25 protein-coding genes are annotated in these 25,189 nt (G+C 61.2%); 9 read left to right on the forward strand and 16 right to left on the reverse strand.

Annotation, left to right across the window (positions count from 1 at the left end):
* Positions 1-52: 52 nt before the first annotated feature.
* Positions 53-2,701: an aminopeptidase N gene (pepN, locus tag J3R84_RS03725; RefSeq protein WP_025426353.1), complete on the reverse strand. Its 2,649-nt coding sequence runs from the start codon at positions 2,699-2,701 to the stop codon at positions 53-55.
* Between the two features lie 418 nt (positions 2,702-3,119).
* Here pepN and J3R84_RS03730 point away from each other — a divergent pair, with 418 nt between their 5' ends.
* Positions 3,120-4,058 carry a DMT family transporter gene (locus J3R84_RS03730; protein ID WP_203529118.1) on the forward strand — a complete coding sequence of 313 codons (939 nt, stop codon included), beginning with the start codon at positions 3,120-3,122 and terminating at the stop codon, positions 4,056-4,058.
* A 15-nt stretch (positions 4,059-4,073) separates the two neighbouring features.
* Here J3R84_RS03730 and J3R84_RS03735 read toward each other — a convergent pair whose 3' ends face one another.
* The 5 genes from J3R84_RS03735 to J3R84_RS03755 all read right to left on the reverse strand — a co-directional run bounded on the left by J3R84_RS03735 (position 4,074) and on the right by J3R84_RS03755 (position 8,368).
* Entirely contained in the window at positions 4,074-5,366 is a 1,293-nt protein-coding gene (locus J3R84_RS03735; RefSeq protein ID WP_025426355.1) for an MFS transporter, read from the reverse strand.
* 210 nt (positions 5,367-5,576) lie between these two features.
* Positions 5,577-5,732: a hypothetical protein gene (locus J3R84_RS03740; protein ID WP_164474923.1), complete on the reverse strand. Its 156-nt coding sequence runs from the start codon at positions 5,730-5,732 to the stop codon at positions 5,577-5,579.
* 65 nt (positions 5,733-5,797) lie between these two features.
* Positions 5,798-5,974 carry a hypothetical protein gene (locus J3R84_RS03745; protein WP_107026881.1) on the reverse strand — a complete coding sequence of 59 codons (177 nt, stop codon included), beginning with the start codon at positions 5,972-5,974 and terminating at the stop codon, positions 5,798-5,800.
* A 142-nt stretch (positions 5,975-6,116) separates the two neighbouring features.
* A complete protein-coding gene (locus J3R84_RS03750) occupies positions 6,117-7,028 on the reverse strand; it encodes a uracil-DNA glycosylase (RefSeq protein ID WP_025426356.1) in 912 nt (303 codons plus the stop codon).
* Positions 7,029-7,069: 41 nt separating this feature from the next.
* Positions 7,070-8,368, reverse strand: a complete 1,299-nt coding sequence (locus tag J3R84_RS03755; RefSeq protein ID WP_025426357.1) for an Hsp70 family protein — start codon at positions 8,366-8,368, stop codon at positions 7,070-7,072.
* 177 nt (positions 8,369-8,545) lie between these two features.
* On the opposite strand from J3R84_RS03755, the gene J3R84_RS03760 reads away from it, so the two are divergent.
* The 4 genes from J3R84_RS03760 to J3R84_RS03775 all read left to right on the forward strand — a co-directional run bounded on the left by J3R84_RS03760 (position 8,546) and on the right by J3R84_RS03775 (position 13,015).
* On the forward strand, positions 8,546-8,788 hold the full coding sequence (locus tag J3R84_RS03760; protein WP_128090422.1) for a hypothetical protein: 243 nt from the start codon (positions 8,546-8,548) through the stop codon (positions 8,786-8,788).
* Positions 8,789-8,847: 59 nt separating this feature from the next.
* Positions 8,848-10,512 (forward strand): electron transfer flavoprotein-ubiquinone oxidoreductase, encoded by a 1,665-nt coding sequence (locus J3R84_RS03765; protein WP_203529117.1) that lies wholly within the window; start codon positions 8,848-8,850, stop codon positions 10,510-10,512.
* 395 nt (positions 10,513-10,907) lie between these two features.
* On the forward strand, positions 10,908-11,906 hold the full coding sequence (locus J3R84_RS03770; protein ID WP_025426358.1) for an ABC transporter substrate-binding protein: 999 nt from the start codon (positions 10,908-10,910) through the stop codon (positions 11,904-11,906).
* A 221-nt stretch (positions 11,907-12,127) separates the two neighbouring features.
* Positions 12,128-13,015, forward strand: a complete 888-nt coding sequence (locus J3R84_RS03775; RefSeq protein ID WP_025426359.1) for an ABC transporter permease — start codon at positions 12,128-12,130, stop codon at positions 13,013-13,015.
* Between the two features lie 69 nt (positions 13,016-13,084).
* On the opposite strand, the gene J3R84_RS03780 is transcribed toward J3R84_RS03775, so the two are convergent.
* Entirely contained in the window at positions 13,085-13,996 is a 912-nt protein-coding gene (locus tag J3R84_RS03780; protein ID WP_025426360.1) for a DMT family transporter, read from the reverse strand.
* Between the two features lie 151 nt (positions 13,997-14,147).
* Here J3R84_RS03780 and J3R84_RS03785 point away from each other — a divergent pair, with 151 nt between their 5' ends.
* Complete coding sequence (locus J3R84_RS03785) at positions 14,148-14,615, forward strand: Lrp/AsnC family transcriptional regulator (RefSeq protein WP_025426361.1); 468 nt, start codon at positions 14,148-14,150, stop codon at positions 14,613-14,615.
* Positions 14,616-14,799: 184 nt separating this feature from the next.
* Positions 14,800-15,711 carry a diacylglycerol/lipid kinase family protein gene (locus tag J3R84_RS03790; protein ID WP_025426362.1) on the forward strand — a complete coding sequence of 304 codons (912 nt, stop codon included), beginning with the start codon at positions 14,800-14,802 and terminating at the stop codon, positions 15,709-15,711.
* Between the two features lie 7 nt (positions 15,712-15,718).
* On the opposite strand, the gene J3R84_RS03795 is transcribed toward J3R84_RS03790, so the two are convergent.
* Together J3R84_RS03795 and J3R84_RS03800 are read right to left on the reverse strand one after the other, a co-directional pair.
* Positions 15,719-17,203: an ArnT family glycosyltransferase gene (locus tag J3R84_RS03795; RefSeq protein WP_025426363.1), complete on the reverse strand. Its 1,485-nt coding sequence runs from the start codon at positions 17,201-17,203 to the stop codon at positions 15,719-15,721.
* On the reverse strand, positions 17,196-18,173 hold the full coding sequence (locus tag J3R84_RS03800; RefSeq protein WP_025426364.1) for a glycosyltransferase family 2 protein: 978 nt from the start codon (positions 18,171-18,173) through the stop codon (positions 17,196-17,198). Before J3R84_RS03800 ends, J3R84_RS03795 begins: the two co-directional genes overlap by 8 nt.
* Positions 18,174-18,308: 135 nt before the next feature.
* On the opposite strand from J3R84_RS03800, the gene J3R84_RS03805 reads away from it, so the two are divergent.
* The gene (locus J3R84_RS03805) at positions 18,309-19,262 is read left to right on the forward strand and encodes a lysylphosphatidylglycerol synthase transmembrane domain-containing protein (protein WP_025426365.1); all 954 of its coding nucleotides are present in this window, start codon (positions 18,309-18,311) and stop codon (positions 19,260-19,262) included.
* Positions 19,263-19,274: 12 nt separating this feature from the next.
* On the opposite strand, the gene J3R84_RS03810 is transcribed toward J3R84_RS03805, so the two are convergent.
* The 5 genes from J3R84_RS03810 to J3R84_RS03830 all read right to left on the reverse strand — a co-directional run bounded on the left by J3R84_RS03810 (position 19,275) and on the right by J3R84_RS03830 (position 22,449).
* Positions 19,275-20,777, reverse strand: a complete 1,503-nt coding sequence (locus J3R84_RS03810; protein WP_025426366.1) for an AMP nucleosidase — start codon at positions 20,775-20,777, stop codon at positions 19,275-19,277.
* Positions 20,778-20,949: 172 nt separating this feature from the next.
* Entirely contained in the window at positions 20,950-21,270 is a 321-nt protein-coding gene (locus J3R84_RS03815; protein WP_025426367.1) for a YnfA family protein, read from the reverse strand.
* A 93-nt stretch (positions 21,271-21,363) separates the two neighbouring features.
* Positions 21,364-21,540, reverse strand: coding sequence for a hypothetical protein (locus J3R84_RS03820; protein WP_162174731.1), 177 nt, complete (start codon positions 21,538-21,540; stop codon positions 21,364-21,366).
* Between the two features lie 13 nt (positions 21,541-21,553).
* The gene (locus tag J3R84_RS03825; RefSeq protein WP_025426369.1) at positions 21,554-21,727 is read right to left on the reverse strand and encodes a hypothetical protein; all 174 of its coding nucleotides are present in this window, start codon (positions 21,725-21,727) and stop codon (positions 21,554-21,556) included.
* A gap of 380 nt (positions 21,728-22,107) precedes the next feature.
* Positions 22,108-22,449, reverse strand: coding sequence for a DUF2147 domain-containing protein (locus tag J3R84_RS03830; protein ID WP_025426370.1), 342 nt, complete (start codon positions 22,447-22,449; stop codon positions 22,108-22,110).
* Positions 22,450-23,043: 594 nt separating this feature from the next.
* Between J3R84_RS03830 and J3R84_RS03835 the strand changes: the two genes are divergently transcribed.
* The gene (locus tag J3R84_RS03835) at positions 23,044-23,310 is read left to right on the forward strand and encodes a sel1 repeat family protein (protein WP_025426371.1); all 267 of its coding nucleotides are present in this window, start codon (positions 23,044-23,046) and stop codon (positions 23,308-23,310) included.
* 67 nt (positions 23,311-23,377) lie between these two features.
* Here the strand turns inward: J3R84_RS03835 and J3R84_RS03840 are convergent, their stop codons facing one another.
* Both J3R84_RS03840 and J3R84_RS03845 read right to left on the reverse strand, forming a co-directional pair.
* Positions 23,378-24,502, reverse strand: a complete 1,125-nt coding sequence (locus tag J3R84_RS03840) for a pyridoxal phosphate-dependent aminotransferase (RefSeq protein WP_025426372.1) — start codon at positions 24,500-24,502, stop codon at positions 23,378-23,380.
* 132 nt (positions 24,503-24,634) lie between these two features.
* Positions 24,635-25,009 (reverse strand): PilZ domain-containing protein, encoded by a 375-nt coding sequence (locus tag J3R84_RS03845; RefSeq protein WP_025426373.1) that lies wholly within the window; start codon positions 25,007-25,009, stop codon positions 24,635-24,637.
* Positions 25,010-25,189 lie beyond the last annotated feature (180 nt).

Genomic DNA, 25,189 nt, shown 5'->3' on the forward strand with positions numbered 1-25,189 from the left:
CGGGTCGAGCGAGCGACCCGGCCCTTGAAAAATGCCTGCATTCCCGGCCTTTTCAGGCCTTGAGCATGCGCTCGACGATGTCGCTGACATCGGCCGAAAGCTTGGTCGCGCCAGCGATTTCCTTCAGCGCATTGCGGGCATGATCGGCGCGCGTGTCTTCAAGCGAGCGCCAGGAGCGCATCGAAGTCAGGATGCGTGCCGCGAGCTGCGGATTGCGCGGATCGATATCGAGGATCTGCTTCGCGAGGAAACGGTAGCCCTCGCCATCGGCGCGGTTGAAGCCTGTCGGGTTGGCGAAGGCATAGCTGCCGACCAGAGACCGGACACGGTTCGGATTATTGCCATTGAATAGCGGCTCGGTCATCAGCGCCTTGACGCGATTGAGCGTCCCGGCCCCGGGGATTGTCGCCTGCACCGCGAACCACTTGTCGATGACGAGCGCGTTGTCGGCAAACCGTTTCCGGAAGGTTGCCAGTGCCTGAGCCGTCTCTGGCGCATCCGGGAACCGGTGCGCGAGCAATGCCAGTGCATGGCTGAGGTCGGTCATGTTGTCGGCGGCTGCGAAGACTTCTGCTGCCCGTTTCGGATCATCCTCGCCATGGACGAGATAGGTGAGTGCGGCGTTGCGCAGGGCTCGACGTCCCGCACTTTCCGCATCCGGACTGAAGGAACTCGTCGACGCCATTTCGTCGGCAAGCCGAAGGAAGGTTCCGCGGCCGGAAACCGCAATCGCCTTGAGGATCTGCTGCCGGGCGGTATGGATGGCATCGGGGTCGTTGTCGGCGCCGATCTCGCGGGCGATGTCGGCTTCGCTCGGCAGCGACAGCGCCTGCGACCGGAAAGCCGGCTCCAGTCCGTCGTCAGCCGCCGCGGCGACAAGGCCGTCGAGCAGCGCCTTTTCGCAGGTCACGGATTTGCCCGCACGGGCGTTGGCCGTCGCGGATACCAGATTGGCAAGTGCAATGGCGTTGAGTGCCTGCCAGCGTGCGAAGAGATCGCTTTCGTGCCGCGCGATCAGCGCCAGGTCGTCGTCGGTCTGCTCGATATGCAGGTTGATCGGAGCGGAAAAGCCGCGGTTGAATGAAGGCACCGGGCGCGAAGTAATGCCGGAGAAAACCACCGTCTGCTTGCGTTGGGTGAGGTGCAGCACGTCGCCGGTGATATCTGCGCCCGCCACGCTCGAAAGGTCGGCTTCCGCGCCGTTTCCAAGGAGCAGGCCCATGCGCAGCGGAATGTACATCGGCTCCTTGGCGCTTTGGCCCGGCGTCGGCGGCACGGTCTGTTCGAGCGACAGGGTGAAGGTCTGCTTGCCTGCGTCATAGGCGCCGGAGGCTGTCACCAGCGGCGTTCCCGCCTGATGGTACCAGAGCGAAAACTGGCTGAGATTGCGGCCGCTGACATCGGCGAAGCAGGCGACGAAATCCTCGATCGTCACAGCCTGGCCGTCGTGGCGTTCGAAGTAGAGATCCATGCCCTTCTTGAACAGGTCGCGGCCGAGAAGGGTCGCGATCATCCGGGTGACTTCGGAGCCCTTCTCATAGACCGTGGTCGTGTAGAAGTTGTTGATTTCACGGTATTTCGTCGGCCGGACCGGATGGGCAAGGGGGCCTGCATCCTCTGGGAACTGTTCTGATTTCAGGTGCCGGACTTCGGCGATGCGCTTGACGGCGCGCGAGCGCATGTCGGCGGAAAACTCGTGGTCGCGATAAACCGTCAGGCCTTCCTTGAGGCAGAGCTGGAACCAGTCGCGGCAGGTGATGCGGTTGCCGGTCCAGTTGTGGAAGTATTCGTGCGCGATGATCGCTTCGATATTGGCGTAGTCGGCGTCGGTGGCCGTTTCCGGATCGGCCAGCACGTACTTGTCGTTGAAGACATTGAGCCCCTTGTTCTCCATGGCGCCCATGTTGAAGTCGGAGACGGCGACGATCATGAAGATATCCAGATCGTATTCGCGGCCGAACGTCTCTTCGTCCCACTTCATCGAGCGCTTCAGCGCGTCCATGGCGTAGGCTGCGCGCGGCTCCTTGCCGTGTTCGACATAGATCTTCAGCGCGACCTCGCGGCCGGACATGGTGGTGAACGTGTCTTCGACCACGCCGAGATCGCCGGCAACCAGCGCGAAGAGATAGCTGGGCTTCAGGTGCGGATCGAACCAGGCGGCGAAATGCCGGCCATCGCCCATGTCGGCGCCGCCGAGATAGTTGCCGTTGGACAGCAGCAGCGGAGCGGATTTCTTGTCGGCGATGATGTTGACCGTATAGACGGCAAGTACATCAGGACGATCAGGGAAGTAGGTAATGCGGCGGAAGCCTTCCGCCTCGCACTGCGTGCAATAGACGCTGTTGGTGCGGTAGAGACCCATCAGCTTGGTGTTCGTCTCGGGCGAGAGCATCGTGGTGATGGTGACTTCGAACGGGGCGGTCTCGGGCAGGCCACGGATCGTCAGCGTGTCGTCGGTCACGTCGTAGAGCGCGGCTGCAAGCTCTTCCTGGTCGAGCAGCAGGCCGGTCATGACCAGCTCGTCGCCGTCAAGCACCAGCGGGGCCGATGCGTCCACGCCTTCCCGCCGATGCAGGATCAACCGCGCTTCGACCTTGGTTTCCTTCGGGTCAAGCTCGAAGGTCAGATCCACTCTTTCAAGTACGAAGTCGGTCGGCCGGTAGTCTTCCAGATGAATGATCTGGCCAGTATTTGTCCGCATGGTCAGTCCCGCTCGCGCCTTGCTACTGGTGGATTTGTAGAGGGCGCTTGTGATGGTGAAAAGGCCAAAGGGCGAAAAGCCGGATATGCCACACGATTGTGATGCCGGCGACCGCACTTCCGGCAGAAAAGACATGGTGTCCGGTATTCTTCCCGCTCCCTTATCGCCTTGACGTGTATCGAAGTGGCACTAACAAGAAATAAACCGGAAAGGTTTTTTTCGACCCCGCTAAAGAATTCTCGGCGATTGTCTTTGCTGCGATGAACTCATCAAGAAAAAAGTCGGTTCATCAAGAAGATTGATCCGACTTTCGCGGCCGGCGCAGCTAGAGTGACATCGTTCTCCGGTGAGCCTCTCACCCAAATCTCCCAAACTGTCGCCGCCGCGGTCCTCCGCTAAGGCTCGAAAAGCGTTTTCCATGGATGCCGAAGTCGAAAACCCGATGAAGGGGATCCTGCTCAAGGTCCTTTCGGTCGTCATCTTCGTTTGCATGTCGACCTTGATCAAGGCGGCCGGGAGCGAGATCGCCACCGGCCAGATCACCTTCTACCGCTCCGCCTTCGCCATGGTGCCGATCCTCGGCTATCTCGCCCTTCGCGGACAGTTGCGCGACGCTTTCAAGACGAAGGATATCGGCGCTCACATCGCACGCGGCTTCGTCGGCATCCTGGCGATGAGCTTCGGCTTTTACGGCCTCGTGCACTTGCCGCTCCCCGAAGCGATCGCCATTGGCTATGCGATGCCGTTGATCGCCGTTGCCTTTGCCGCGATTTTTCTCGGCGAAACCGTTCGGCTTTATCGCTGGTCGGCCGTCGTCATCGGTCTGGTCGGCGTCATGATCATCACCTGGCCGCGGCTGACGCTGTTTCGCGAAGGCGGTCTCGGGTCGTCCGAGGCGCTCGGGGCGGCGGCGGTCTTGCTGTCGGCGGCGCTCGGCGCGATCGCCATGGTGTTGGTGCGCAAGCTGGTGAGGGCCGAGCGCACCCACACGATCGTGCTCTATTTCTCGTTCTCGGCCTCGGTCTTTTCGCTCGCGACCCTGCCGTTCGGCTGGCCGAGCATCTCGCAGAAAGCCTTCCTGTTGCTGATGATCGCCGGCTTCTGCGGCGGCGTCGCGCAGCTCCTCTTGACCGAAAGCTACCGTCACGCCGACATGTCGACGATCGCACCGTTCGAATACACCTCGATCGTGCTGGGCCTGATCATCGGCTATTTTCTGTTCGAGGACATCCCGACGAGCACCATGCTGATCGGCACCGCCATCGTTGTCGGCGCCGGTATTTTCATCATCTTCCGCGAGCATCGGCTTGGATTGGAGCGCAGGGGTGCGCGCAAGCACGTCACGCCACAGGGCTGACGGCCCCTGTTTCATTCATTCCGGCTGTCGTTCCCAAGCAGGCACCGTGTCGTCCTCGATCAGGCCGTCCTGCGACGCCTGCTGGGCGGTCGGGCTGGTAACGTCGGGTCCGGGTGTCGGCAGCACCGTGGTCGCCTGGAAGTCGGTCTTGGCGACGAGACCCTCGTGCTGCTCCCGCCGCAGGATGCGCCAGGCGGCGTAGCCTGCATAGAGTGCGAAATAGACGGCAAGCACGATGAACAGCGCCGCCGGCCCGAACCGATCCATGACCGGGCCGACCATCAACGGGCCGGAGATCGTGCCAAGCCCGTAGGTGATCATCAGGCCCGAGGAGATCTCGACATATTCGTCCGGCTTGGCGAGGTCGTTGGCATGGGCGACGTTCAGCGCATAGATCGGGAACAGGACCGAGCCGACGAGGGCGGCGACGATATAGAGCACCGTCGGGCTGCTGCCGATCGACGCGGACATGACCAGGCAGGAGATCACGCCGACAATGCCGCAGCCGACCATGACGATACGCCGGTCGATGCGGTCGGAGGCGCGGCCGATCGGGATCTGCGAGAGGGCGCTGCCGGTCAGGAGCGATGCGAGCAATGTTGCGCCTTCGCCGGTCGACAGGCCGATCTTCTGCGTGAACACGCCGCCGAGGTTCAGCCAGGCGCCCGAGAGCGCGCCTGCGAGAAAGCCGCCGACCACGGCAACCGGAGAGCGGCGAAACAGGCCTGGAATGTCGAATCGCGCCTGCGCCGGCGGTGCCGGCATCGGCGAGGAAGAAAGCGCCGTGGGCAGTAGTGCCAGCGAAAACAGCACGCCGCAAAGGATGAAGAGCGATGTGTTGGTCGGGTCTCCCAGCGGCACCATGTATTGCCCGCCGATGGTGCCGACCATCGTGGTGATGAGGTAGAGCGAGAACAGCATGCCGCGGTTCTCGTTGGTCACCCGTTCGTTGAGCCAGCTCTCGATGACGAGATAACTGCCGGAGATCGCGAAACCGGATATGGCGCGAAAGGCGATCCAGGCACGCCAGTCGACGACCAGCCCGCAAAGCAGGATGGCGATCGAAAGCAGGGTTATGAGTGCGGTGAAGACGCGGACATGGCCAACGCGCAACACGAATTTCGGCGTGATGATGCAGGAGAGGGTGAAGCCGACCGTGTAGCCGGTGGCAATGACCGAGACCGTCAGCGTCGACCAGTTCTCGGCGACGGAGCGAACCGGGATGACGTAGCTCTGAAGCCCGAAGGCCACCATCATCAACAAAGTGGACAGCATCAGGCTGAGGACGGAAGCGAGACTGGCCAGCATCGGCGCTCCTGAAAACAAAGACGCGCCGACTTGACCAACCGGGTGGCTGGCAACGAAGGCGCGATGCGGAGCGAGGGCAGTCAGACGGGGTTGCCGGAGTGACCGATCGCTTCGAACTCGAAATGAGTGTGGCTCTATCCAGTTTTCGAGGCGCTGTCGATTGCGACAGCCGATAGCAAAAAGACGGTAACGGTCCGTCCTCGGGCGCTATCAGTTCGGCAGCAGTGGTCTGATCGCCGAGCGATGGGCGCGGCGGGCGTCCTTGGTGGTGCTGAGCGCGGTGTATTCGCGCGAGGCACGTACGGCAGTGCCGATATCGGCGATCGAATCGAACAGGACCTTGAGGCTTGCAATGGGCTTGGTCATGATCTTGTTCCTTGTCTTACGTCGTCTCTTTCGCGCGACACGCCTTTTGGCGCATCGCGTGGGGATCAGCGCTGGATGAAGTCGGCGAAGAGCTGCGACGGACGGGTGGTCCGGGCAAGGCCGATTGCAGTCATCTGCTCGTTGGCTGCCGAGCCGAAGCGGTTGAACGGCGTCCGCCGGGCAGCGTCCGTATGACGGAGCGTCTCAAAGCTGCTGTGGATCGGGCGAAAGCGGGCAGTCATGGTTCTTGTTCCTTATTCCATTCCTCCCGTGTTGATATATTGCGCTGCAACATGGATTTTGCAATGCACTAGAACGCTGCGCAGATATGCGCAAACCGCATGGCTTTCTTCACACTTTGTTCATGAAACGGGCAGGCGGCCGTCAGCCGTTGATGCGGGCCTTGAAGGCAAGCATATCCTGCCAGGCAAAGCGCTTGTTGATCGGCGCTGTCACCAGGTCCTGCGGGTGCAGGGTCGCAAGGGTCTGGACGCTGTGTCCGCCCATCTGAAGGTCACGCCATTCGCCGCGCAGCTGGTGGATTGTGTCGCTGCCGCCGAAGAAGAAGCGCGCCGTAAAATTGCCGAGCAACAACAGGTGCTTGGGCTCGGCCAAAGCGACCTGGCGCTCGATGAAGGGGCGGCAGATATCGGCCTCGCGGGCGGTCGGCACGCGGTTGCCCGGCGGGCGCCACGGCACGACATTGCTGAGCAGAACGCCCTCGCGCGATAGTCCGATGCCGGCGAGCATGCGGTTGAGCATGTCGCCCAGCCTGCCCGAGAAAGGCTGCCCGTCGCGATCGTCATCCGCATAGGGCATCGGGCCGACGATCATGATGCCGTTTGACGGATCGCCTTCGGCAAAGACCAGATTGCGGGCGCTGTTTCTGAGATTGCAACCGACGAAGCCTTCCATTGCCAACCGCAGCTCGGCGAGCGACCGCGCCGATTCGGCGGCAAACTGCGCCTCCTTGACGGCCTGGGCGTCGGGGATGGCCACAGCAGGGGCGTTGACGGCAGGTGCTGGCGCGCGCGTTTCGCGAGCTTGGCCACCGGCCGAGCTGGCCGGCTGCCGCGTAGCAGGCGAGGCCTCCGGGCGCGCAACCGGCTGGCTTGCGCTCGTCTGTGGGCGCGAATCGGCCTGTTGGCGCACGTCGGAACGCGCCGCCTTCATCGCTTCGAACTCGGCGAGGCGATCGACAGGCTCCTCCTCCATCAGCCACTCGACACCCGCATCCGCGTGGAATGCGAGCAGGGCGGCGAGTTGGCCGGGGGAGAGGTTGTCGGCAGAAGTCATGGGCGCCAACCTAGCACGTCAGAAAATGTGGTCCAATGGCTTCATGCGGCATTCGCGGTCCAGTGGCCGATATCCTCATGTTCTCCGATCAGCGCCAGGCCGTGGGCGATGGACAGCAGTTCGCCGCCGCTTTCGATCCGGTCCTTTTCGAAGCGCCGCTCGAACAGGTTGCGCACCGCCGGCACGAACGAGGTGCCGCCGGTGAGGAAGACCTTGTCGATGCTTTCGGGCGGCGTTTCCGTTGTCTGTAACACCTCGTCGAGCGCGTCTTCGATGCGCGCAAGTTCAGGCGCAATCCAGCTTTCGAAGTCGGCGCGGCGCACCGTGCGGCGCGACATCTCGCCAAGCGGCGAGAAGTAGAACTCGGTTTCCTCCTCCTGCGACAGGCGCATCTTCGTCGCCGAGATCGCCTGGTAGAGCGGATAACCCTCGTCATGCTCGATCAGGTCGACGAAGGCCTCGAGCTTTTCCGGCTCCAGGCTCTGGCGCACCAGCTTCTTCAGATCCGTGAAATCTTTCAACGTCTTGAAGATCGAAAGCTGATTCCAGCGGCCGAAATTCGCATAGTAGTTCGACGGGACTTCAAGCAGCTTGTCGAAGCTCTTGAACAGACTCCCCTTTCCGATGAGGGGCGAGATCACATTGTCGATGATGCGGAAGTCGAAATGGTCGCCGGCGATGCCGACGCCCGAATGGCCGATTGGCGTTGCCGTCAGACGTCCCGCCTTGGTCTCAAAACGGATCAGCGAATAGTCGGTGGTGCCGCCGCCGAAGTCGGCGACCAGCACCGTGGCGTCGCGCTTGAGGTTCTGGGCAAAGTAGAATGCGGCCGCCACCGGCTCGTAGACATAGTGGATCTCGGGAAAGCCGAATTCGGAAAGGGCGGCGCTGTAGCGCTCGAGCGCCAGTGCCGGATCGGGGCTGGAGCCGGCAAAGCGAACGGGCCTTCCGACGACGATGCGGCTGTATTGGCTCGCCCAGTCGTCGCCGGCATAGTCCTTCAGCTTGGAGAGGAACACCCGCATCAGGTCTTCGAAACTATGGCGCTTGGCATAGATCTGCGTGCCCTGGAACAGCGGGCTTGCGGCGAAGGTCTTGATCGACTGCAGGAAACGACAGTCGCCGGGATTGTCGATGAACGAGCGGATTGCCGCCTGTCCGGCTTCCACCTTCAGGGCGGACGCGCCGAGGTTGGAATCCTTCATGAAGGAGAGTGCCGTGCGCATCGCATCGGTGCTGCCAGCCATGCTGTCGAAGTTCATCGAATGGGTGGTGTCGCCTGCCGAAACCGCGAGGACCGAGTTGGTGGTGCCGAAATCGAAGCCCAGTGCTCTGGCCATATGATGTCTCCTGACGCCTGTGTTTTGGTGTCGCTTCGCGACGCGCCCTTCCGGGGCTTGCGAAGGCGACACGGCTCTGTTCCGCACGCCGCCTTCTGGGCCGGTGCCGGGAAGGTCGGCGGAGCCCGGAATGAAGCGAAAGGCATGCCGTTCCGGCGCCGTAGGGCGCCTTGCCGAATGCTGGTTGCGGATGGGATTGCCGGCGTCTTCCGCCGGAAAATGAATGCCCGGCCTCCTGACATGGCTATTCGGCAAAAGCAAGGCTGCAAGGCGGCGGCCCACAAGGACATGGGTGAAATCACGTATTTACGTTTACGTTCACGTCATATAGACATTTGTGCTAAACTCATGACCTCATGCGCAAAAGCGGGCATCGACTGTCGCATCCCGGCTCGACAAGCCAAACTGCATTTGCCATGACGAGATGATATGGCCTGGGAACTGAGCTGGCAGAAGACCGGCGAGACTGGAGAGACGGTATGAGCGAGGCGATGGATCTACCCGAGCGCGAGAGTATGGAGTTCGACGTGGTGATCGTCGGCGCGGGGCCTGCGGGGCTTTCGGCTGCGATCCGGTTGAAGCAGGTCAATCCCGAGCTTTCGGTGGTGGTGCTGGAAAAGGGCGCCGAAGTCGGCGCGCATATCCTGTCGGGTGCCGTCGTCGACCCCATCGGCATCGACCGGTTGCTGCCGGGCTGGCGCGACGAGGCCGACCATCCGTTCAAGACCGAGGTTACCGACGATCATTTCCTCTTGCTCGGTCCCGCCGGCTCGATCCGCCTGCCGAACTTCGCCATGCCGCCGTTGATGAACAATCACGGCAACTACATCGTCTCACTCGGCAATGTCTGCCGCTGGCTTGCCGGCCATGCCGAAGCGCTCGGCGTCGAGATCTATCCGGGCTTTGCCGCAACCGAGGTGCTCTATAACGACGAAGGCGCCGTCATCGGTGTCGCCACCGGCGACATGGGCATCGAGCGCAACGGCGAGCCGGGCCCGAACTTTGCCCGCGGCATGGAACTGCTCGGCAAGTACGTGCTGATCGGCGAGGGCGTGCGCGGCTCGCTCGCCAAGCAACTGATTTCAAAATTCGATCTCTCTAGGGATCGCGACGTCCAGAAATTCGGCATCGGTCTCAAGGAACTGTGGCAGGTCAAGCCCGAGAACCACAGGCCCGGTCTGGTGCAGCACTCGTTCGGCTGGCCGCTCGGCATGAAGACCGGCGGCGGTTCGTTCCTCTACCACCTCGAAGACAACATGGTCGCCGTCGGCTTCGTCGTGCACCTCAACTACAAGAACCCCTATCTCTTCCCGTTCGAGGAGTTCCAGCGGTTCAAGACCCATCCGGCCATTCGCGGCACCTTCGAGGGCGGCAAGCGGCTGTCCTATGGCGCCCGGGCGATCACCGAAGGCGGCTACCAGTCGGTGCCGAAACTGTCGTTCCCCGGCGGCGCGCTGATCGGCTGTTCGGCCGGTTTCGTCAACGTGCCGCGCATCAAGGGCAGCCACAATGCGGTGCTGTCGGGCATTCTGGCGGCTGAGAAGCTGGCGGCGGCAATCGCCAGTGGTCGCGCCAATGACGAGCCGATCGAGATCGAACGCGGCTGGCGCGACAGCGCCATCGGCCAGGACCTGAAGCGGGTCAGGAACGTCAAGCCGCTGTGGTCGAAGTTCGGCACGGCGGTCGGCGTGGCGCTCGGCGGTCTCGACATGTGGACCAACCAGCTGTTCGGCTTCTCGTTCTTCGGCACGCTGAAACACGGCAAGACCGACGCGCAGAGCCTCGAACCGGCCGCTCAGCACAAAAAGATCGACTATCCCAAGCCCGACGGTGTCTTGACCTTCGATCGGCTGTCCTCGGTGTTCCTGTCGAACACCAACCACGAGGAAGACCAGCCGATCCACCTGCAGGTGAAGAACCCGGAGCTGCAGCGCACGTCGGAACTCGACGTCTTTGCCGGTCCGTCGACGCGCTACTGTCCCGCCGGGGTCTATGAATGGGTGGAGAAGGACGGCCAGCCGGTCTTCGTCATCAACGCGCAGAACTGCGTGCACTGCAAGACCTGCGACATCAAGGACCCGAACCAGAACATCAACTGGGTGCCGCCGCAGGGCGGCGAGGGACCGGTCTATCCCAACATGTGAGGGCGGGTTTTCGCGCGACCGCGCAAAAGGAAACATTTGGAGGCGTCGAGCTCTGGCTCGGCGCCTCTTTCATTTCAAGCACACGACCGGACCCGTGTGCGGCGCGCTTTTCTCGGCGCAACGTCATCCTGCTCAGCGGTGAGCCCACATCTCCGGCGCCCCGACAAATGCGGGAGCATTGGGAAAGGCAATCGTTGACGCAAATGGGAAAGTCCTTGCCGGAAAGACCCTATAGCCTTGAGGGTGCCGTTGTCGCGCCAAGCGCGCCGACGGACCTGCAGGCCGTTCGGTCCCTGTTGTTCTTGAGTAGGGCCCAAGCCTGTTGACACGCGACCGATCACTGCGGTGAGATCGGTCGTCCGACGGGACGTACCGCCAGAACAGAGGGAACAGAAATGAACAAGCTTCTAGCAACGACTTGCCTGGCCGCCGGCCTTCTTGGCCTTGCCGGCACGGCCTCGGCGGCCGAATGCGGCGACGTGACGATCGCCAACATGAACTGGCAAAGCGCCGAGGTTCTGGCGAATGTCGACAAGATCATTCTGACGGAAGGCTATGGCTGCAACGCCGAGCTCGTCGTCGGCGATACCGTGCCGACGATCACCTCGATGATCGAAAAGGGCCAGCCCGATATTGCGCCGGAAGGCTGGGTGGACCTTCTGCCCGACGTCGTCAATCGCGGCCTTGAAGAAGGCAAGCTGGTCGGCGCCGCCGTCGCGCTTTCCGACGGCGCCGTCCAGGGTTGGTGGGTGCCGAAATATATCGTCGACGCCAATCCCGACATCAAGACGATCGACGATGTGCTGAAGCACAAGGAACTGTTCCCGGATCCGGAAGATGCCAGCAAGGGCGCCGTCTTCAACGGCCCGCAGGGTTGGGGCGGCACGGTTGTTACGACCCAGCTCTACAAGGCTTATGGCGGCGAGGCAGCCGGCTTCACGCTTGTTGATACCGGCTCGGCCGCCGGCCTCGATGGCTCGATTGCCAAGGCCTATGAACGCAAGCAGGGATGGGTCGGCTACTACTGGGCGCCGACGGCACTTCTCGGCAAATACGAGATGGTGAAGCTCGGCCACGGCGTCGAGGCGGATGCAGCGGAGTGGAAGCGGTGCAACACGGTTGCCGATTGCCCGGACCCGAAGAAGAACGACTGGCCGAAGGACAAGGTCCAGACGCTCCTGACCAAGACGTTCGCCGATCGCGCCGGCCCGGCTTTGGACTACCTGAACAAGCGTGCCTGGACCAACGACACCGTCAACAAGCTGATGGCCTGGATGACCGACAACCAGGCCAGCGGCGAGGAAGGTGCAAAGCACTTCCTCCAGGAAAACCCTGACATCTGGACCACCTGGGTCTCGTCTGATGTCGCGGAGAAGGTGAAGTCGGCGCTTTGATGGCCATCGACTGACGCAATTGGGCGGCGCACCGTTCAGTGCGCCGCCTGCTAAAGCATTTCCTGGAAAAGTGCGAAGCGATTTTCCGCAAGGAAATTTGTGAAAACAAGGAGATAGAGCGTTTCCGAATCTCCGCTTGATCCGGAAACGCTCTAGGTGATTGTCGGCGGACAAAAACAAACAAACGGGGCCGCCGTCGGGGAGCAGTGAAGGGCAATTTGATGGAATGGCTGACCCAGTTTCCGCATATGGATGACGACCGCCTGCGGGCGTTGAAAAAGGCGATCGACGAGGGTTTTCGCACCTTCACGCGCGCTTATGGCGACGGTATCGAAGCGTTCTTCGAGCCGTTGCAATTCTTTCTGATCCAGTCGGAGCGCTTCATGACGCGCACGCCCTGGCCGATCATCATCCTGCTGATCGCGGTTCTCGCCTGGTTTGCGAGCCGGAACTGGAAGATCGTCGCCGGCTGTATCGGCACGCTGTTGCTCATCGGCTATTTCGACATGTGGGACGATACGATGAAGACGATCTCGATGATCTTCGTCTGTACCGTGCTGTCGATCGCCATCGGCATACCGCTCGGCATCGTCATGTCGCGCTCGGACCGAGTCCAGAATGTCGTCAATCCGATTCTCGACGTGATGCAGACCATGCCGAGCTTCGTCTATCTGATTCCGGTGGTCATGCTGCTCGGGATCGGCAAGGTTCCGGGGCTGATTGCGGTGGTGATCTACGCCATCCCGCCGATGATCAGGCTCACCAACCTCGGCATCCGCCTCGTCGACAAGGATGTGCTGGAGGCGGCAGACGCCTTCGGCTCCTCGGGCTGGCAGAAACTGAAGAATGTGCAGATGCCCTTGGCGCTACCGACGATCATGGCCGGCATTAACCAGACGATCATGATGGCGCTGGCCATGGTGGTCATCGCCTCGATGATCGGGGTTCAAGGGCTCGGGCAGCCGGTGCTGAAGGCGATCGCCAACCAGTACTTCACGCTCGGCATCTTCAACGGCCTGGCCATCGTCGGCATCGCCATCATCTTCGACCGCGTCAGCCAGGCCTATGGCCACCGGCTGCAGAAGCATCGCGAGATCGTTCACGGCTGAAAATGACGGTACCAAGCAACAGAGTGGCCCGGAAGCTTTCGCTTCCGGGCCATTTTCCGTTCTGATCCTTCACGCCTTGCGCGGTGAAAGGATGCCGGTCGAGAGCGCCACGCCGACCGCCGTGACAATGGCGGCGACAATTTCGAACGGGCCGATCTGTTCACCGAGAAGAATTGCGCCGCCGAACATTGCCAGTACCGGGGTCAGCGCGGTGAAGGCGGCGGCCTGAGTTCCGCCGAGGCTGCGAACGGCCACGCCATAGGCGACCATCGCGACGAGGCCCGAGAGCAGGCCCTGGCTGGTGATTTGCAGCGCGATCTCCTTCAGCGGAACGCTTGCAAGCGTGCTGCCGAAGATGCCGGCAAGCAGCAGGTGGATAAGAAAAGACCAGACGGCGATCAGTGCACTGCCTTCGAGCGGGCTGAGGCCGGAGCGCCGGAAGGCGTGGGTATAGATCGCCCAGAGCGTGGCTGCCGCCGGAAGGAGGGCGTAGCCGGTCCAGCCGGTGCCAGTGGTGCCGGCAAGGCTGCGGGCGAGCAGAAGGGCAACGCCCGCAACGATGGCGGCAAAGCCGACGATGCGCATCCGGTCTGGACGCTCTCCGAAGAGGGTGATGCCGATCAGCGCCGTCGCCAGCGGCATCGAGCCCCCGAGCAGCACGCCGACCGAAGAGGCGGGCGTCGCATGGATGGCGAAGGCCGCGACCTGAAAGAACAGCGCGCCGGAACCAGCCACCATCAGGAGAAGCAGGAGCAGCGGAAGCTTGCGCGGCAGGAGCCCGATCTTGAGCCAAACCGGTGCAAGAACCAGCGCAGGAACGCCGTAGCGGATGAGGCCGAGATCGATTGTGCCGAGTGCGGTGCCGGCGGTATGCCGTGTCGCAAGAATCCACCCCGCCCAGATCAGGACGGTGACGAAGGCGCCGGCATAGCCGGCGGCGACAGGCGTGGCGTTGCCGCGATCGAGTGTGAGCGCAACCATCTGATTTTCCTTCCCGATTTAAATGCCCACAATCGCTTGGGCCTGGGAAGAAGATTACTGCCTGGGGGCGGGGCATGTCCTTGCGATTTATGCTTCAAATGGCCTATGGTGCGCAATCATATGCCAATACGGCCTCACCGGATTATCAACTATGCCAAGTCTAGATAAATTCGATCTCGCGATTCTCAAGATCTTACAGGAGGACGCGCGGGCAACGAACGTGGAGATTGCCGAACGTGTCAATCTGTCGCCGTCGCCATGCCTGCGGCGCATCCGCAATCTGGAGAAATCGGGGATCCTGCGCGGTTATCGGGCCGACATCGATCGCAAGGAAGTCGGGCTCGGCCTGACCGTTTTCGTGGAAATCAAGGTCGGCCAGCACAGCCGCGAGAATGCCCAGCGTCAGCAAGAGGCGCTGCTTGCCATTCCCGAAGTTGTCTCCTGCTTCCTGATCTCCGGAAATGCCGATTTTCTTGCTGAGGTCGTCGTCGAAGATCTCTCCGCCTATGAGACGCTGCTGACGGAGACATTGCTGGCCATGCCCGGCGTGACTGACATCCGTTCCAACTTCGCCATCCGCTCGATCAAGACAGGTGGTCCGCTCAAGCTGCCGGAGTGACGCCGAAGCAGGTCGGCGACGTTGCCGCCCTGCAGACAAAGGTGGGCAGCGACGGTGAATTCGAGCGCCCGCCGACGCGGGTTCAAGGTTAAGTTTTGGTAAGGCTCTGGAAACGGCGCCGATTGCGATTATCTCATCGCAGTGGACGCCCGTGTGCCACGGCAATGGAGCCTGTAAGCCTTTCATGAAAATCAAAGCTATCTTCAATCGGGATGGTGGGACCTTCCGAACGACGGACATGGCGGCCTATGGCAACAGGGTTGAGGCGGTCTTTCGCGATGCGGGTCACCAGATCGAGATCGCGACCGTCTCGGGCGCCGAGATGCAGGAGACCCTGGAAAAGACCTGCCGGCGCGACGATCTCGACGCAATCGTGGCGGGTGGCGGCGACGGTACGATTTCGGCAGCCGCGGGCGTTGCCTGGAAAACCGGCATGCCGCTTGGGGTCGTTCCTGCGGGGACGATGAACCTTTTTGCGCGCACGCTGAAATTGCCGCTCGATATCTGGAAGGTGCCGGAAGTTCTGGCGCAGGGCACGATCATCGACGGCGATATCGGCAGCGCCGATGGCCGAGCCTTCGTCCACCAGTTCTCGATGGGTCTGCATGCTCGCATGGTGCGCTACCGCGAATCGTTCAGTTTTCGATCGCGCCTGGGCAAGATCACGGCGAGCACACGCGCTGCGGTCGGGGTCATTCTCAATCCGCCGGATTTCGAGATCGAGTTCGACGTGGATGGTCACCATGAAAGCCGGCACGTTTCGGCTGTGTCCGTGTCGAACAACCCGTTCGGGCGCGATACGCTGATGTATGCTGATGACGTGACCGCCGGCCATCTCGGCTTCTACACGGCACCGCCGTTGAGCCCGCCCGGCGTTGCCAAGCTTGCGCTCGACGTGCTGCGCGGCAAGTTCCGCGACAATCCGGTTATTACCGAGATGAGCGGCCATGCTTTGGACCTGCATTTCCCCAAGGTCGACCGGAAGATCAACTGCGTTATCGATGGCGAACTTCTGCCAATGGGCCGCGACGTCGCGTTGAGGATCCATCCCGGCGAACTCAAACTGCTCGTCGGCGCCGACCGGTCTAGTTCGTGACCCCGGGTCAGTCCCTGACCCAGAGGTAGCCGAAAGTGTACCGGTCTTCAGCCTTGCCGTGCAGGTAGGGCAGGGACAGAACCTGTGGCGTTGCCGACGTCGTCGAAAATCCACGCGTTTTCATGGCGTTTGCCAGCGCCTCGGGCAGGATTGGCTCCGCCTTGCCGTCATCGCTCCAGACGACGAGCAGCGGCAACGATGCGCTGGCCGTCCCTGCGTCAAGATAGCCGGGGGTGAGCACGGGAGCATCGTGAAGGTGCGTGCGAAGGTTGCCACCGATCAACCTGTCTTTCGCAAGGATCAGGGCCGGTTCGCGACCCCCGAGCTTAACGACCGCTTCGGCCAGCGTGGCGTAGGGAATGCTCAATCGCGAATATTTGCCGAAGAGCGGCCGCACGATTGCGCGGGCGGAAACCACCATCAGCGTAGTGAGCACGATGAAGGCCACGAGCCACAGGAACGGTCGAAGTTTAAACGCGGCATCGACGCCAGCCGCTTCGACCTTGAGGCAGAGATAGAGCGGCAGGAGAATCAGGAAGAGCACGAGCCACTTTTCCCGGATATGCGTGGCTCCGACCCCCAGAACAATCAATAGGACTGCCACGAGGCAGATTGCAAGCATACGGCCGACAACGCGAGTCCATTGGCTTTGCGCCGACCAAATCGCAGGAATGCTCTTGCGGAATATGAGTCCGAACACGATCAGCGGCACGATACCGCCGCGGATCGTGGCGGCAATGAGCGAAACCACGCCGCCGAACGCCTGTGCGAGGCGGCCTTCGGAATGGGCCTCGCGCATCTCAAGAAAGGTGTTGTTTGAGGCGGAGCCGAGGTTTTCGAGGATCCACCAGCCATGCGGCAAAGCGATCAGTGCCGCAACCAACAGCGAGACCAGGATACGCCAGTCGAAAAGGCGCTCGCGTAGCTTGGGTTCCGGCAGAATGGCAAGGACGGCAGCGGCGGGTACAAGCGCAAAATTGTACTTGGAGATGAAGCCGATGCCGACAGCAAGGCCGGTCAGCAGATAGGCCGCGAGACTCGGCCGGACCAATGTCCGCAGGAAGCCGTAGAGAAACAGTGATACGGCGAACAGTGCCGCGACCGTATGGGAAAGGTCACGCTGCGCAAGTAGGAAAATCGGCGGCAGTGTCAGCACGCCGAGCATGGCAATCAGCGCCAGGCGCTTTTCTGCAAGGACTTCGCGCGCGGCGAAGCCATAGAAGAGACAGCAAAGAAACAGAAGCAGGTTCTTGAGCACCGTCATCGTCGCGAGAGACGGTCCGAAAACGGATGCAAGCCCGTATTGCAGCCAGTTGTAGAAGGGCGGTTGCGCGCCGTAACCGAGCCGCAGGAACTGCGACACGAATGCCTGCTCCGCCTCGTCGATTTCGAGCGAATTCGAAACGGCGAGACGCAGGCTGATGCAGAGCAGGAAATAGCCGGCGAGTAGGGCGGTGACGAGGTTGGGTCGCCGCTCGACGAACTCAAACATTCGTTTGATCCCGTACAAAGACCTCACGCACGATATAGCTGGTGGTTTCGTCGTCGCGGAAATAGGCACGCGCCATCATCTCGGCGAGAATGCCTGTTGTCACGAGTTGCACCGACGACAGAAACAGCATCACGCCAACGATCAGCATCGGGCGGGTGCCGATGTCGTTGCCGAGAAGGAACTTGTCGAAGGCAAGATAGAGCAGGATGAGGACGCTCGCCGCCCCGGCTGCAAGCCCGATCGAGCCGAAGAAGTGGCCCGGGCGCGCCTTGTAGCGCATGAAGAACAGAACCGAAAGCAGATCGAGGATCACGCGGAAGGTGCGCGAGATACCGTATTTCGAGTGGCCATGCTGGCGCGCGTGGTGGGTCACCGGCATTTCGCCGATGCGGCTGCTGGGTACGACCCCTGCGACCCAGGCGGGGATGAAGCGATGCATCTCGCCCATCAGCTTGACCTGCTTGATGATCGAGGCGCGGTAAACCTTCAGGCTGCAACCATAGTCGTGCAGCCGGACGCCGGTGATCTTGCCGATTAGCCGGTTGGCGCACCAGGACGGGATTTTTCTGAGCAACAGCCCATCTTGACGATTCTTGCGCCAGCCGACGAGCAGGTCGAGTTGCCGCTCCTCGATTGCTTTGACCATAGCGGGAATATCGACCGGGTCGTTCTGCAGATCACCGTCGAGTGTGGCGATCAACCGGCCGGACGCCGCGTCGATGCCGGATTGCATGGCGGCGGTCTGCCCGAAGTTCTTCTGCAGTTCGATGATTTTCAGCTGAAGATCGGGGCGACAGAGCGCCTTCCTTGCATTGGTGAGCGTGCGATCGGTGCTGCCGTCATCGACCAGGATCAGCTCCCAAGGGGCTGAAAAATTCACCATGGCGTCACTGACGCGCGTGATGAGCGGCTCAATGCTGTCCTCTTCGTTGAAGACTGGGATGACGACGGATAGCTCGATGGGCAGCATGGGATCGCTCGTGCATTCGGCGCGCCTTGCACGAGCCGGAAGAATAGGGGTGCGCTTACATAATCATTTTCTTGCACAGTTATCGGTGATAACCAACGTGCAAAGTTGTGTTTCAACACGGGAAATCGGCGTCTGATGAATTCTGGCTGCGAGTTCGAGCGGCGATCGTGGCTGGCGCGCAACCGTGTGACGCTGATATCGGCCGCGGCGATTGTCGCCTATGCGGTTTTTGTCCAGTGGATCTGGGGCTGGCGAACGCTGCTCGATCAATGGACGAAAATCGGCGTCGGTTCCGGGCTCGCGGCCCTGATACTTCTTGTCGCCACCTATTTCATTCGCTGCTATCGCATCTATGATTATTTCCCGGCGGAAACGTCAGGCCGGTTTCTGGCGCTGTTTCGCGTCACCCAAGTCCACAATCTCCTGAACATCATGTTGCCTTTTCGCGCCGGAGAGACGAGCTTTCCACTGTTGATGCGGTCGGAATTCTCCATCCCGCTGGCGCGGGGGACCGCGGCACTTCTGGTCATGCGGCTGCTCGACCTGCATGCCCTGTTGACGGTCGCCGCAGTCGGCCTGGTTTTTGGCCGCGGATCAGGCGTCGCCTGGGCGCTCTGGATCGCGGCGCTGGTCGCGCCACTTCCGTTCTTTCTGTTGAAGGATCGCGTTGTCGCCCTGGCGCGGCGGTTGCTGCCGGCAAGACTGGAATCGATCGTCGAAGAGCTGGATACAGGTCTGCCCGGCACGACAAAGGCATTCCTCAGGGCCTGGGCGATGACCATTCTGAATTGGGCGGTCAAGGTGGTGGTTCTCGCCTGGGTTCTGGCGATCATGGGTGTCGCGCCGCTTGCTGCCTGTTTTGGCGGGGCTCTTGGCGGCGAACTCTCCTCCGTCTTGCCGATGCACGCGCCGGCGGGCGTCGGCACTTATCCCGCAGCGATCGCCGCCGGCGCCGTTTCTTTCGGAGCAGGGGCGGACCGCGCAGCGCTGGAGCAATTGGCCGGCGCCGGCGTCAACGCGCATCTGCTGATCATCGTGTCCGCTGTCGCGGGCACGATGCTGTCGATGCTTCTGCAGAGAAAGCCGTAGGCGCCGTCACGGTTACTGGAACGACGTCTCGTAGAAGCTTCTGAGCTTGCGGGAGTGCAGCTTCTCAGGCGGCATCGCCGCAAGTTTCTGCAAAGCGAGGATCCCGATCTTCAGATGCTGGCTGACCTGTGTCCGGTAGAAGGCTGTTGCCATGCCCGGAAGCTTCAACTCGCCGTGAAGCGGCTTGTCTGAAACGCAAAGCAGCGTGCCGTAGGGCACGCGGAAGCGGAAGCCGTTGGCCGCGATCGTCGCCGATTCCATGTCGAGTGCGATCGCGCGCGCCTGCGACAGGCGCTTGACCGGTCCGCGCTGGTCGCGCAGTTCCCAGTTGCGGTTGTCGATGGTGGCAACGGTGCCGGTGCGCATGATCTGCTTGAGATCATAGTCGCGGTAGCCGGTGACCTCCGCCACGGCGTCCTGCAACGCCACCTGCACTTCGGCAAGTGCCGGCAGGGGGATCCAGACCGGCAGGTCGTCGTCCAGCACATGGTCTTCGCGCATATAGGCATGGGCAAGAACATAGTCGCCGAGGCGCTGGCTGTTCCTGAGCCCGGCGCAGTGCCCGAGCATCAGCCAGACATGCGGGCGCAGCACGGCGATATGGTCGGTGATCGTCTTGGCGTTCGATGGGCCAACGCCGATATTGACCATGGTGATGCCGCCGTGGCCCTTCTTCTTCAGGTGGTAGGCGGGCATCTGCGGCAGGCGGGCGAGCGTATAGTCCGTTTCCGGCTTGTCGGAACCGGCAGGCGTGATGATGTTGCCGGGCTCGACGAAGGCCGTGTAGCCGTTGCCGCCCTCCGCCATCTGCTGGCGCGCCCAGGCGCAGAACTCGTCGATGTAGAACTGATAGTTGGTGAACAGTACGAAGTTCTGGAAATGCGTCGCACTCGTGGCCGTGTAGTGGCTGAGGCGGGCAAGCGAATAGTCGATGCGCTGCGCGGTGAACGGTGCAAGCGGGGAGGGTTCGCCCGGGCCAGGTTCGTAGGAGCCGTTGGCGATCTCGTCGTCGGTCGTCGTCAGATCAGGTGCGTCGAACAGGTCGCGTAGCGGAATATCGATGGCTTCGCCCGCCGACGCTTCGACGTGGGCGCCTTCGCCGAAGGCGAAATGCAGCGGGACCGGGGTGGAGGATTCGGACACGGTAATGCCGAGGCCGTGATTACGCATCAGGTGCCCCAACTGTTCCTTCAGATAGTGCCGAAACAGTTTTGGTCGCGTGATCGTCGTGGTGTAGACGCCCGGTGCGCTGACATAACCGTAGGACAGGCGGGAATCGACATGGCCGAAGCTGCTGGTCTCGATGCTGACCTGCGGGTAGCAGGCGCGGTAGCGCGTCAGGGTCACGCCGTTCTTGCCCAGCCCCTCGAAAGCCTCTGTGAGGAACCGGGTATTGCGATCGTAGAGCGCCTCCAGGCAATCGACTGCCGCCGCCGGATCATCGAAGAACTGCGGCTCGAACGGATCGGGTGTGGAGACGGAAAGGACGGAGTGTGAAGAGATTCGCTTGTTCATGTCGCATTATAGGCTGAGGCCTCTGACAAGCAAACGACAAGATGCTGGCATGCACAACCGCGTCTGGCAGAACAACTTTACAGCGTTGCGCGTCAGATATGACGCGCAAAGGACGCTGTAACGCTTTAAACTCTCTGCATAAATGCCTTTAAGGCATTATGCAGAAGCGGTCTTAGCGTGGTCCAGCAAGGATGAGGGCGCTGCCTATGAGCGCGACGACCATTCCGGTCAGATCCCAGCGATCGGGCCGCACGCCTTCGGCAAGCCACAGCCAGATGAGTGACGCGGCGATATAGACCCCGCCGTAGGCCGCATAGGCTCGGCCGGCTGCCGAGCTGTCGATCAGTGTCAGCAGCCAGGCAAACAGTGCCAGCGACGCCATGCCCGGGATCAGCCACCAGATCGGCTTGTCGAGTTTCAGCCAGGCCCAGAAGGCGAAACATCCTGCGATCTCGGCAAGGGCGGCAAGGGAATAGACGGCATAGGCTGGCATCGATAGCAGATCCTTTCAGCCGTGAAAGGACAGGAAGGCGCTCGGCGATGCAAGAGAGACAGGCAAATTAAAAGGCGCCGGTGGCGCCTTCGGTCAGCTCATGGATTGACGCTGCAGCGTCACGAAGAGAACGAGGCCGGCGCCCTGCTTGCCGATGCCGAGGCCATTGGCCTTGCTATAGGCGAGCGCCCCAACCGGCGCCATCAGCAGGCTGGCAAGTGCAAGAACACGCAGCGAGAGAAAGGCGGATGTGGAAAGGGCGGCCAGCATGTCGGTTTCTCCCTTAGAGCTTGGCTTGGCAGTATTGCGCTGTATGCGCTGTGCAATCCGTCAGCGAGCCGAGATAAGTGTTGCTGCGGCGACGTTCGGTATCTGCGCTGACTGCGGCCGCGAGGGTCATCGCAAAAACAACCATAAGAAGGCTGATAATAGTGAGGCGCCGAGCAAGAATGTCCATGGTTCTGTCCGTTGGTCTGGAGGCGGTTCAAATCGATTGAGCGTGTTTTCGCACAACCAAACTGAACTCTTGCTGATACGGTCGTTCATCTGGCGTTCATCTTGCGATTGAAATAGCCGCCGTTCTCGCGGGGCAGGGCGCGCGCCCAAGCCAACGATGCGGCAGATGGGCGGTCTTTGGCAGGCGGCTGGATGCGCCTGACATTTCAAAAACAAAACCCACCGAAAATATCGGCGGGTTTGTCAACGCTCTGGGAGCGACCCCGATGGCCACCCTTTTGTATCGATCTTAAAGCGCGTCGCGATCTCGCGATTTAAGTTCTTGTTTTACGCATGCCGTTATCGCAAACGCGCGGCACACTTTTGCGCGACATGCTCTAGCTAGAGGCGCGACCAGGTCTGCGATTTGCAGAGAATCTTGAGCACGCAGCCCTTCATCTTCAGCGAGTTGCCGCTGACTGCACCCGAGCCGCTATAGGTCTTGTCGGTTTCGGGATCGGTGATCTCTCCGGAATAGCTGCCATCCGTGCCGGACAGGTTGCCGATCCGCTTGCCGGCGTGTTTGCCAGTCTTCAGCGTGACGCAGAAAGCGCCGCCGCAAGGGGCAATCTCGGCCGTAGCGCCGGTTGCGGTCTTCCAGTTGCCGACGATCGGTTCGGCGGCAACGGCCGTTCCGACGACGCCAAGAGCGAGAGCCGCGGTCATGAACAGGGTACGGTACATTCATTCCTCCAGATAGAAGTTGCCGGCGCGGTCCGCTTCGCCGGCATCTCTGCAGATATCCTCGTTTGAAAGGCAGTCTCCTCACCGCCGCGCGCACGATAGCTTACGCGTACGTAAAGGTAAACTGGCTTGAACAAGGCCGTTTATGCTTTTTCTTTGCCGGGTTCAGGCGGAGAAAAATCGAGGAAGGACGGCGTTGGCAGGCCGGGTGCTTGTTTCGTGGTTACCGTTTGGTTGAAATCGGCAGTTGAATATTTCGTAAATTTTTATTCGAATGCGCCGGATTTCCGGCCTTTCGATGTTTAACAAAAACTCAAGTTTACCAAGTGTTTGGACTTTGTTTGTCGCAAATTAATCATGCATTTTAAGCGCGTATTGAAGGCCGTGCTGCATAGTAAGACCCATAAGACGAGCGGAGAAATTCACCCCGCCAAATGACCGAAGACGACGCTGCAAAAGATGGCGCGGTTCGGAAAGGCCCACAAAGAGGCGCGGTCGAACAGGGACCAAAAACGAATGCTGATCTGGAGCATGGTCCGCCTCCAAAGGGCGGGCCGCTTCGGAAAACCAACCAGGCAAAACAGGGACAAGACAATGGCACGCTTTGATATGCAGGTTGCTTCGAATACCGCGATGGGTGGTGAAAACCAGGCGGACGTGTTCTGCGAAATGGGTCTGGCCTATGCGACCGGCCGCGGTCGGCCGGTCGATCTGGTGGCCGCCCACAAATGGCTGAACATTGCCGCGATCAAGGGCTGCGACCGCGCCGTTGATCTGCGCGCTGACCTCTCGATGACCATGAGCAAATCCGACCTCGCAGCCGCGCTTCGTGCCGCCCGCGAATGGATGACCGTTCACTGAACGACAAGGCGGGAGCAAGCTCCCGTCCAGCGGCGCCCGCCAGCGCGCAGGCGCCGGAGATGAAGGCCTATTGGCCGCCTGCCAGTTTGGCCAGAACCTGCGGCAGGGCAGCTTCAAGCAGATCCATCTCCGCTTCCGGCCCGGTGCTGACGCGAATGCAGCGATTGAGCGGGGCTACGCCGGGCATGCGGATGAAGATGCCGTGGTCGCTCATCAGTGTATCGACGATCGCACGCGCATAGACCGCGTCCCGTCCACAATCGATCGCAACGAAATTGGTCGCAGAAACGAGCGGCGACAATCCGTTGCGCCTGGCGATCTCTGCGATGCGTTCGCGCGAATGCGCGATCCTTGCCGTTACCGAGTTCAGATAATCCTGATCCGCAAGCGCCGCCACCGCCGCCGCCACGCCGATCCGGTTCATCCCGAAATGATTGCGGATCTTGTCGAATGCCTGGGCAGTCCCGGGCGTGGTGATGACGTAACCAACCCGTGACCCGGCAAGGCCATAGGCCTTGGAGAAGGTCCGAGTCCTCACGACATTTGGCATGTCGATCAAGCTGTTGATGGCGGGTAGGGCCCCAGCAGGAGCGGTTTCGCAATAGGCTTCGTCAAGAATGAAGAGCGTTGTTTCGGGCAAGGCCCTGGCGAACTCGACGATGCGCTCGGCGTCCCACCAGCTTCCCATCGGATTGTCAGGATTGGCGAAATAGACGAGCGGGGCGTTTTCCTTTTCGACGGCTGCAAGCAAGCCATCGAGGTCCTCGCGATCGCCGACATACGGCACCGTCACCAGCCGGCCCCCGTGACCGACGACGTGATAGTTGAAGGTCGGATAGGCACCGAGCGATGTGACGACCGGCATGCCGGGTTCGATGACGAGCCGCACGATCTGCCCGAGCAGGCCATCGATGCCTTCGCCGATCGCAATGTTGGCGGCAGGGACACCAAGCCGGGCAGCCAGCGCCTGCTTCAGATCATGGTTTTCCGGGTCCGCATATTTCCACGTTCCCGTTGCCGCCTCTCGCATCGCCTGCACGACGCTTTCAGCAGGTCCGAACCCGCTTTCGTTGGCGCCAATACGGGCCGCGATGGCGCGCCCGCGCTGGCGCTCAATGGCCTCAGGCCCGACGAAGGGAATGGTGGAGGGCAGGGATTGGATGAGCGGCGTGAAGCGAGAGAATGCGGACATGCTTTATATAAGGCCCCGTTCGAACAAAGTTCGCGGAACTTAACCCATGCTTCGGCAATGCGGAATCGCCTTGATGAGAAAGCCGTCGCGAATTGTTGCGTTTTGACGCCCGTTGCGCCGGCCGCAGAGGCATCAGCGGCGCTTAGGCGTTTTTGCGTTCTGGCCGGTAAAGAATTCCTGGCGGATGATCTCGCGCAGCAGGCTCTGTTCGATCGGCTTGATGAATTGCACGCCGACGCGATCGCCGTTGCGATAGACCTCGGCGCAGCCGATGCGGAGTGCTGTGCCGATGATATGGAGATAATAATGCTGCGGCAGGCCGATGGTGGTCTGCACGGCAAAGCTGGCGCCACCGCGGGAAATGTCGATCATCCGACAGGTCCTGACAGACACGCTGCCAAGGCCCGGCTGCACCGTCGTCAGGGTGGCGGCATGGCCGATGGAAAAGCGTTCGTAGCGACGCTCGTAGAACGGCGAGGGCACGCAGGAATACATCGTCTGCTGCATCTGTCATTCTCCGCCAACGCCGGATCGCGAAATGCGATCATTGCCAAACTCGGCCTTCGATCGTGGGCAACTCATTCGCCCACGCTTAATCCTCGCGTGAATGCCGAGGTAAGTCGAGTGCAGTTTCGGTTGAGAAGTTTGCAATCCCCTGAAGGAGTTCGATAAAAATCTAACATCGGT

The organism is Ensifer canadensis (assembly GCF_017488845.2).
GTDB lineage: Bacteria > Pseudomonadota > Alphaproteobacteria > Rhizobiales > Rhizobiaceae > Ensifer > Ensifer canadensis.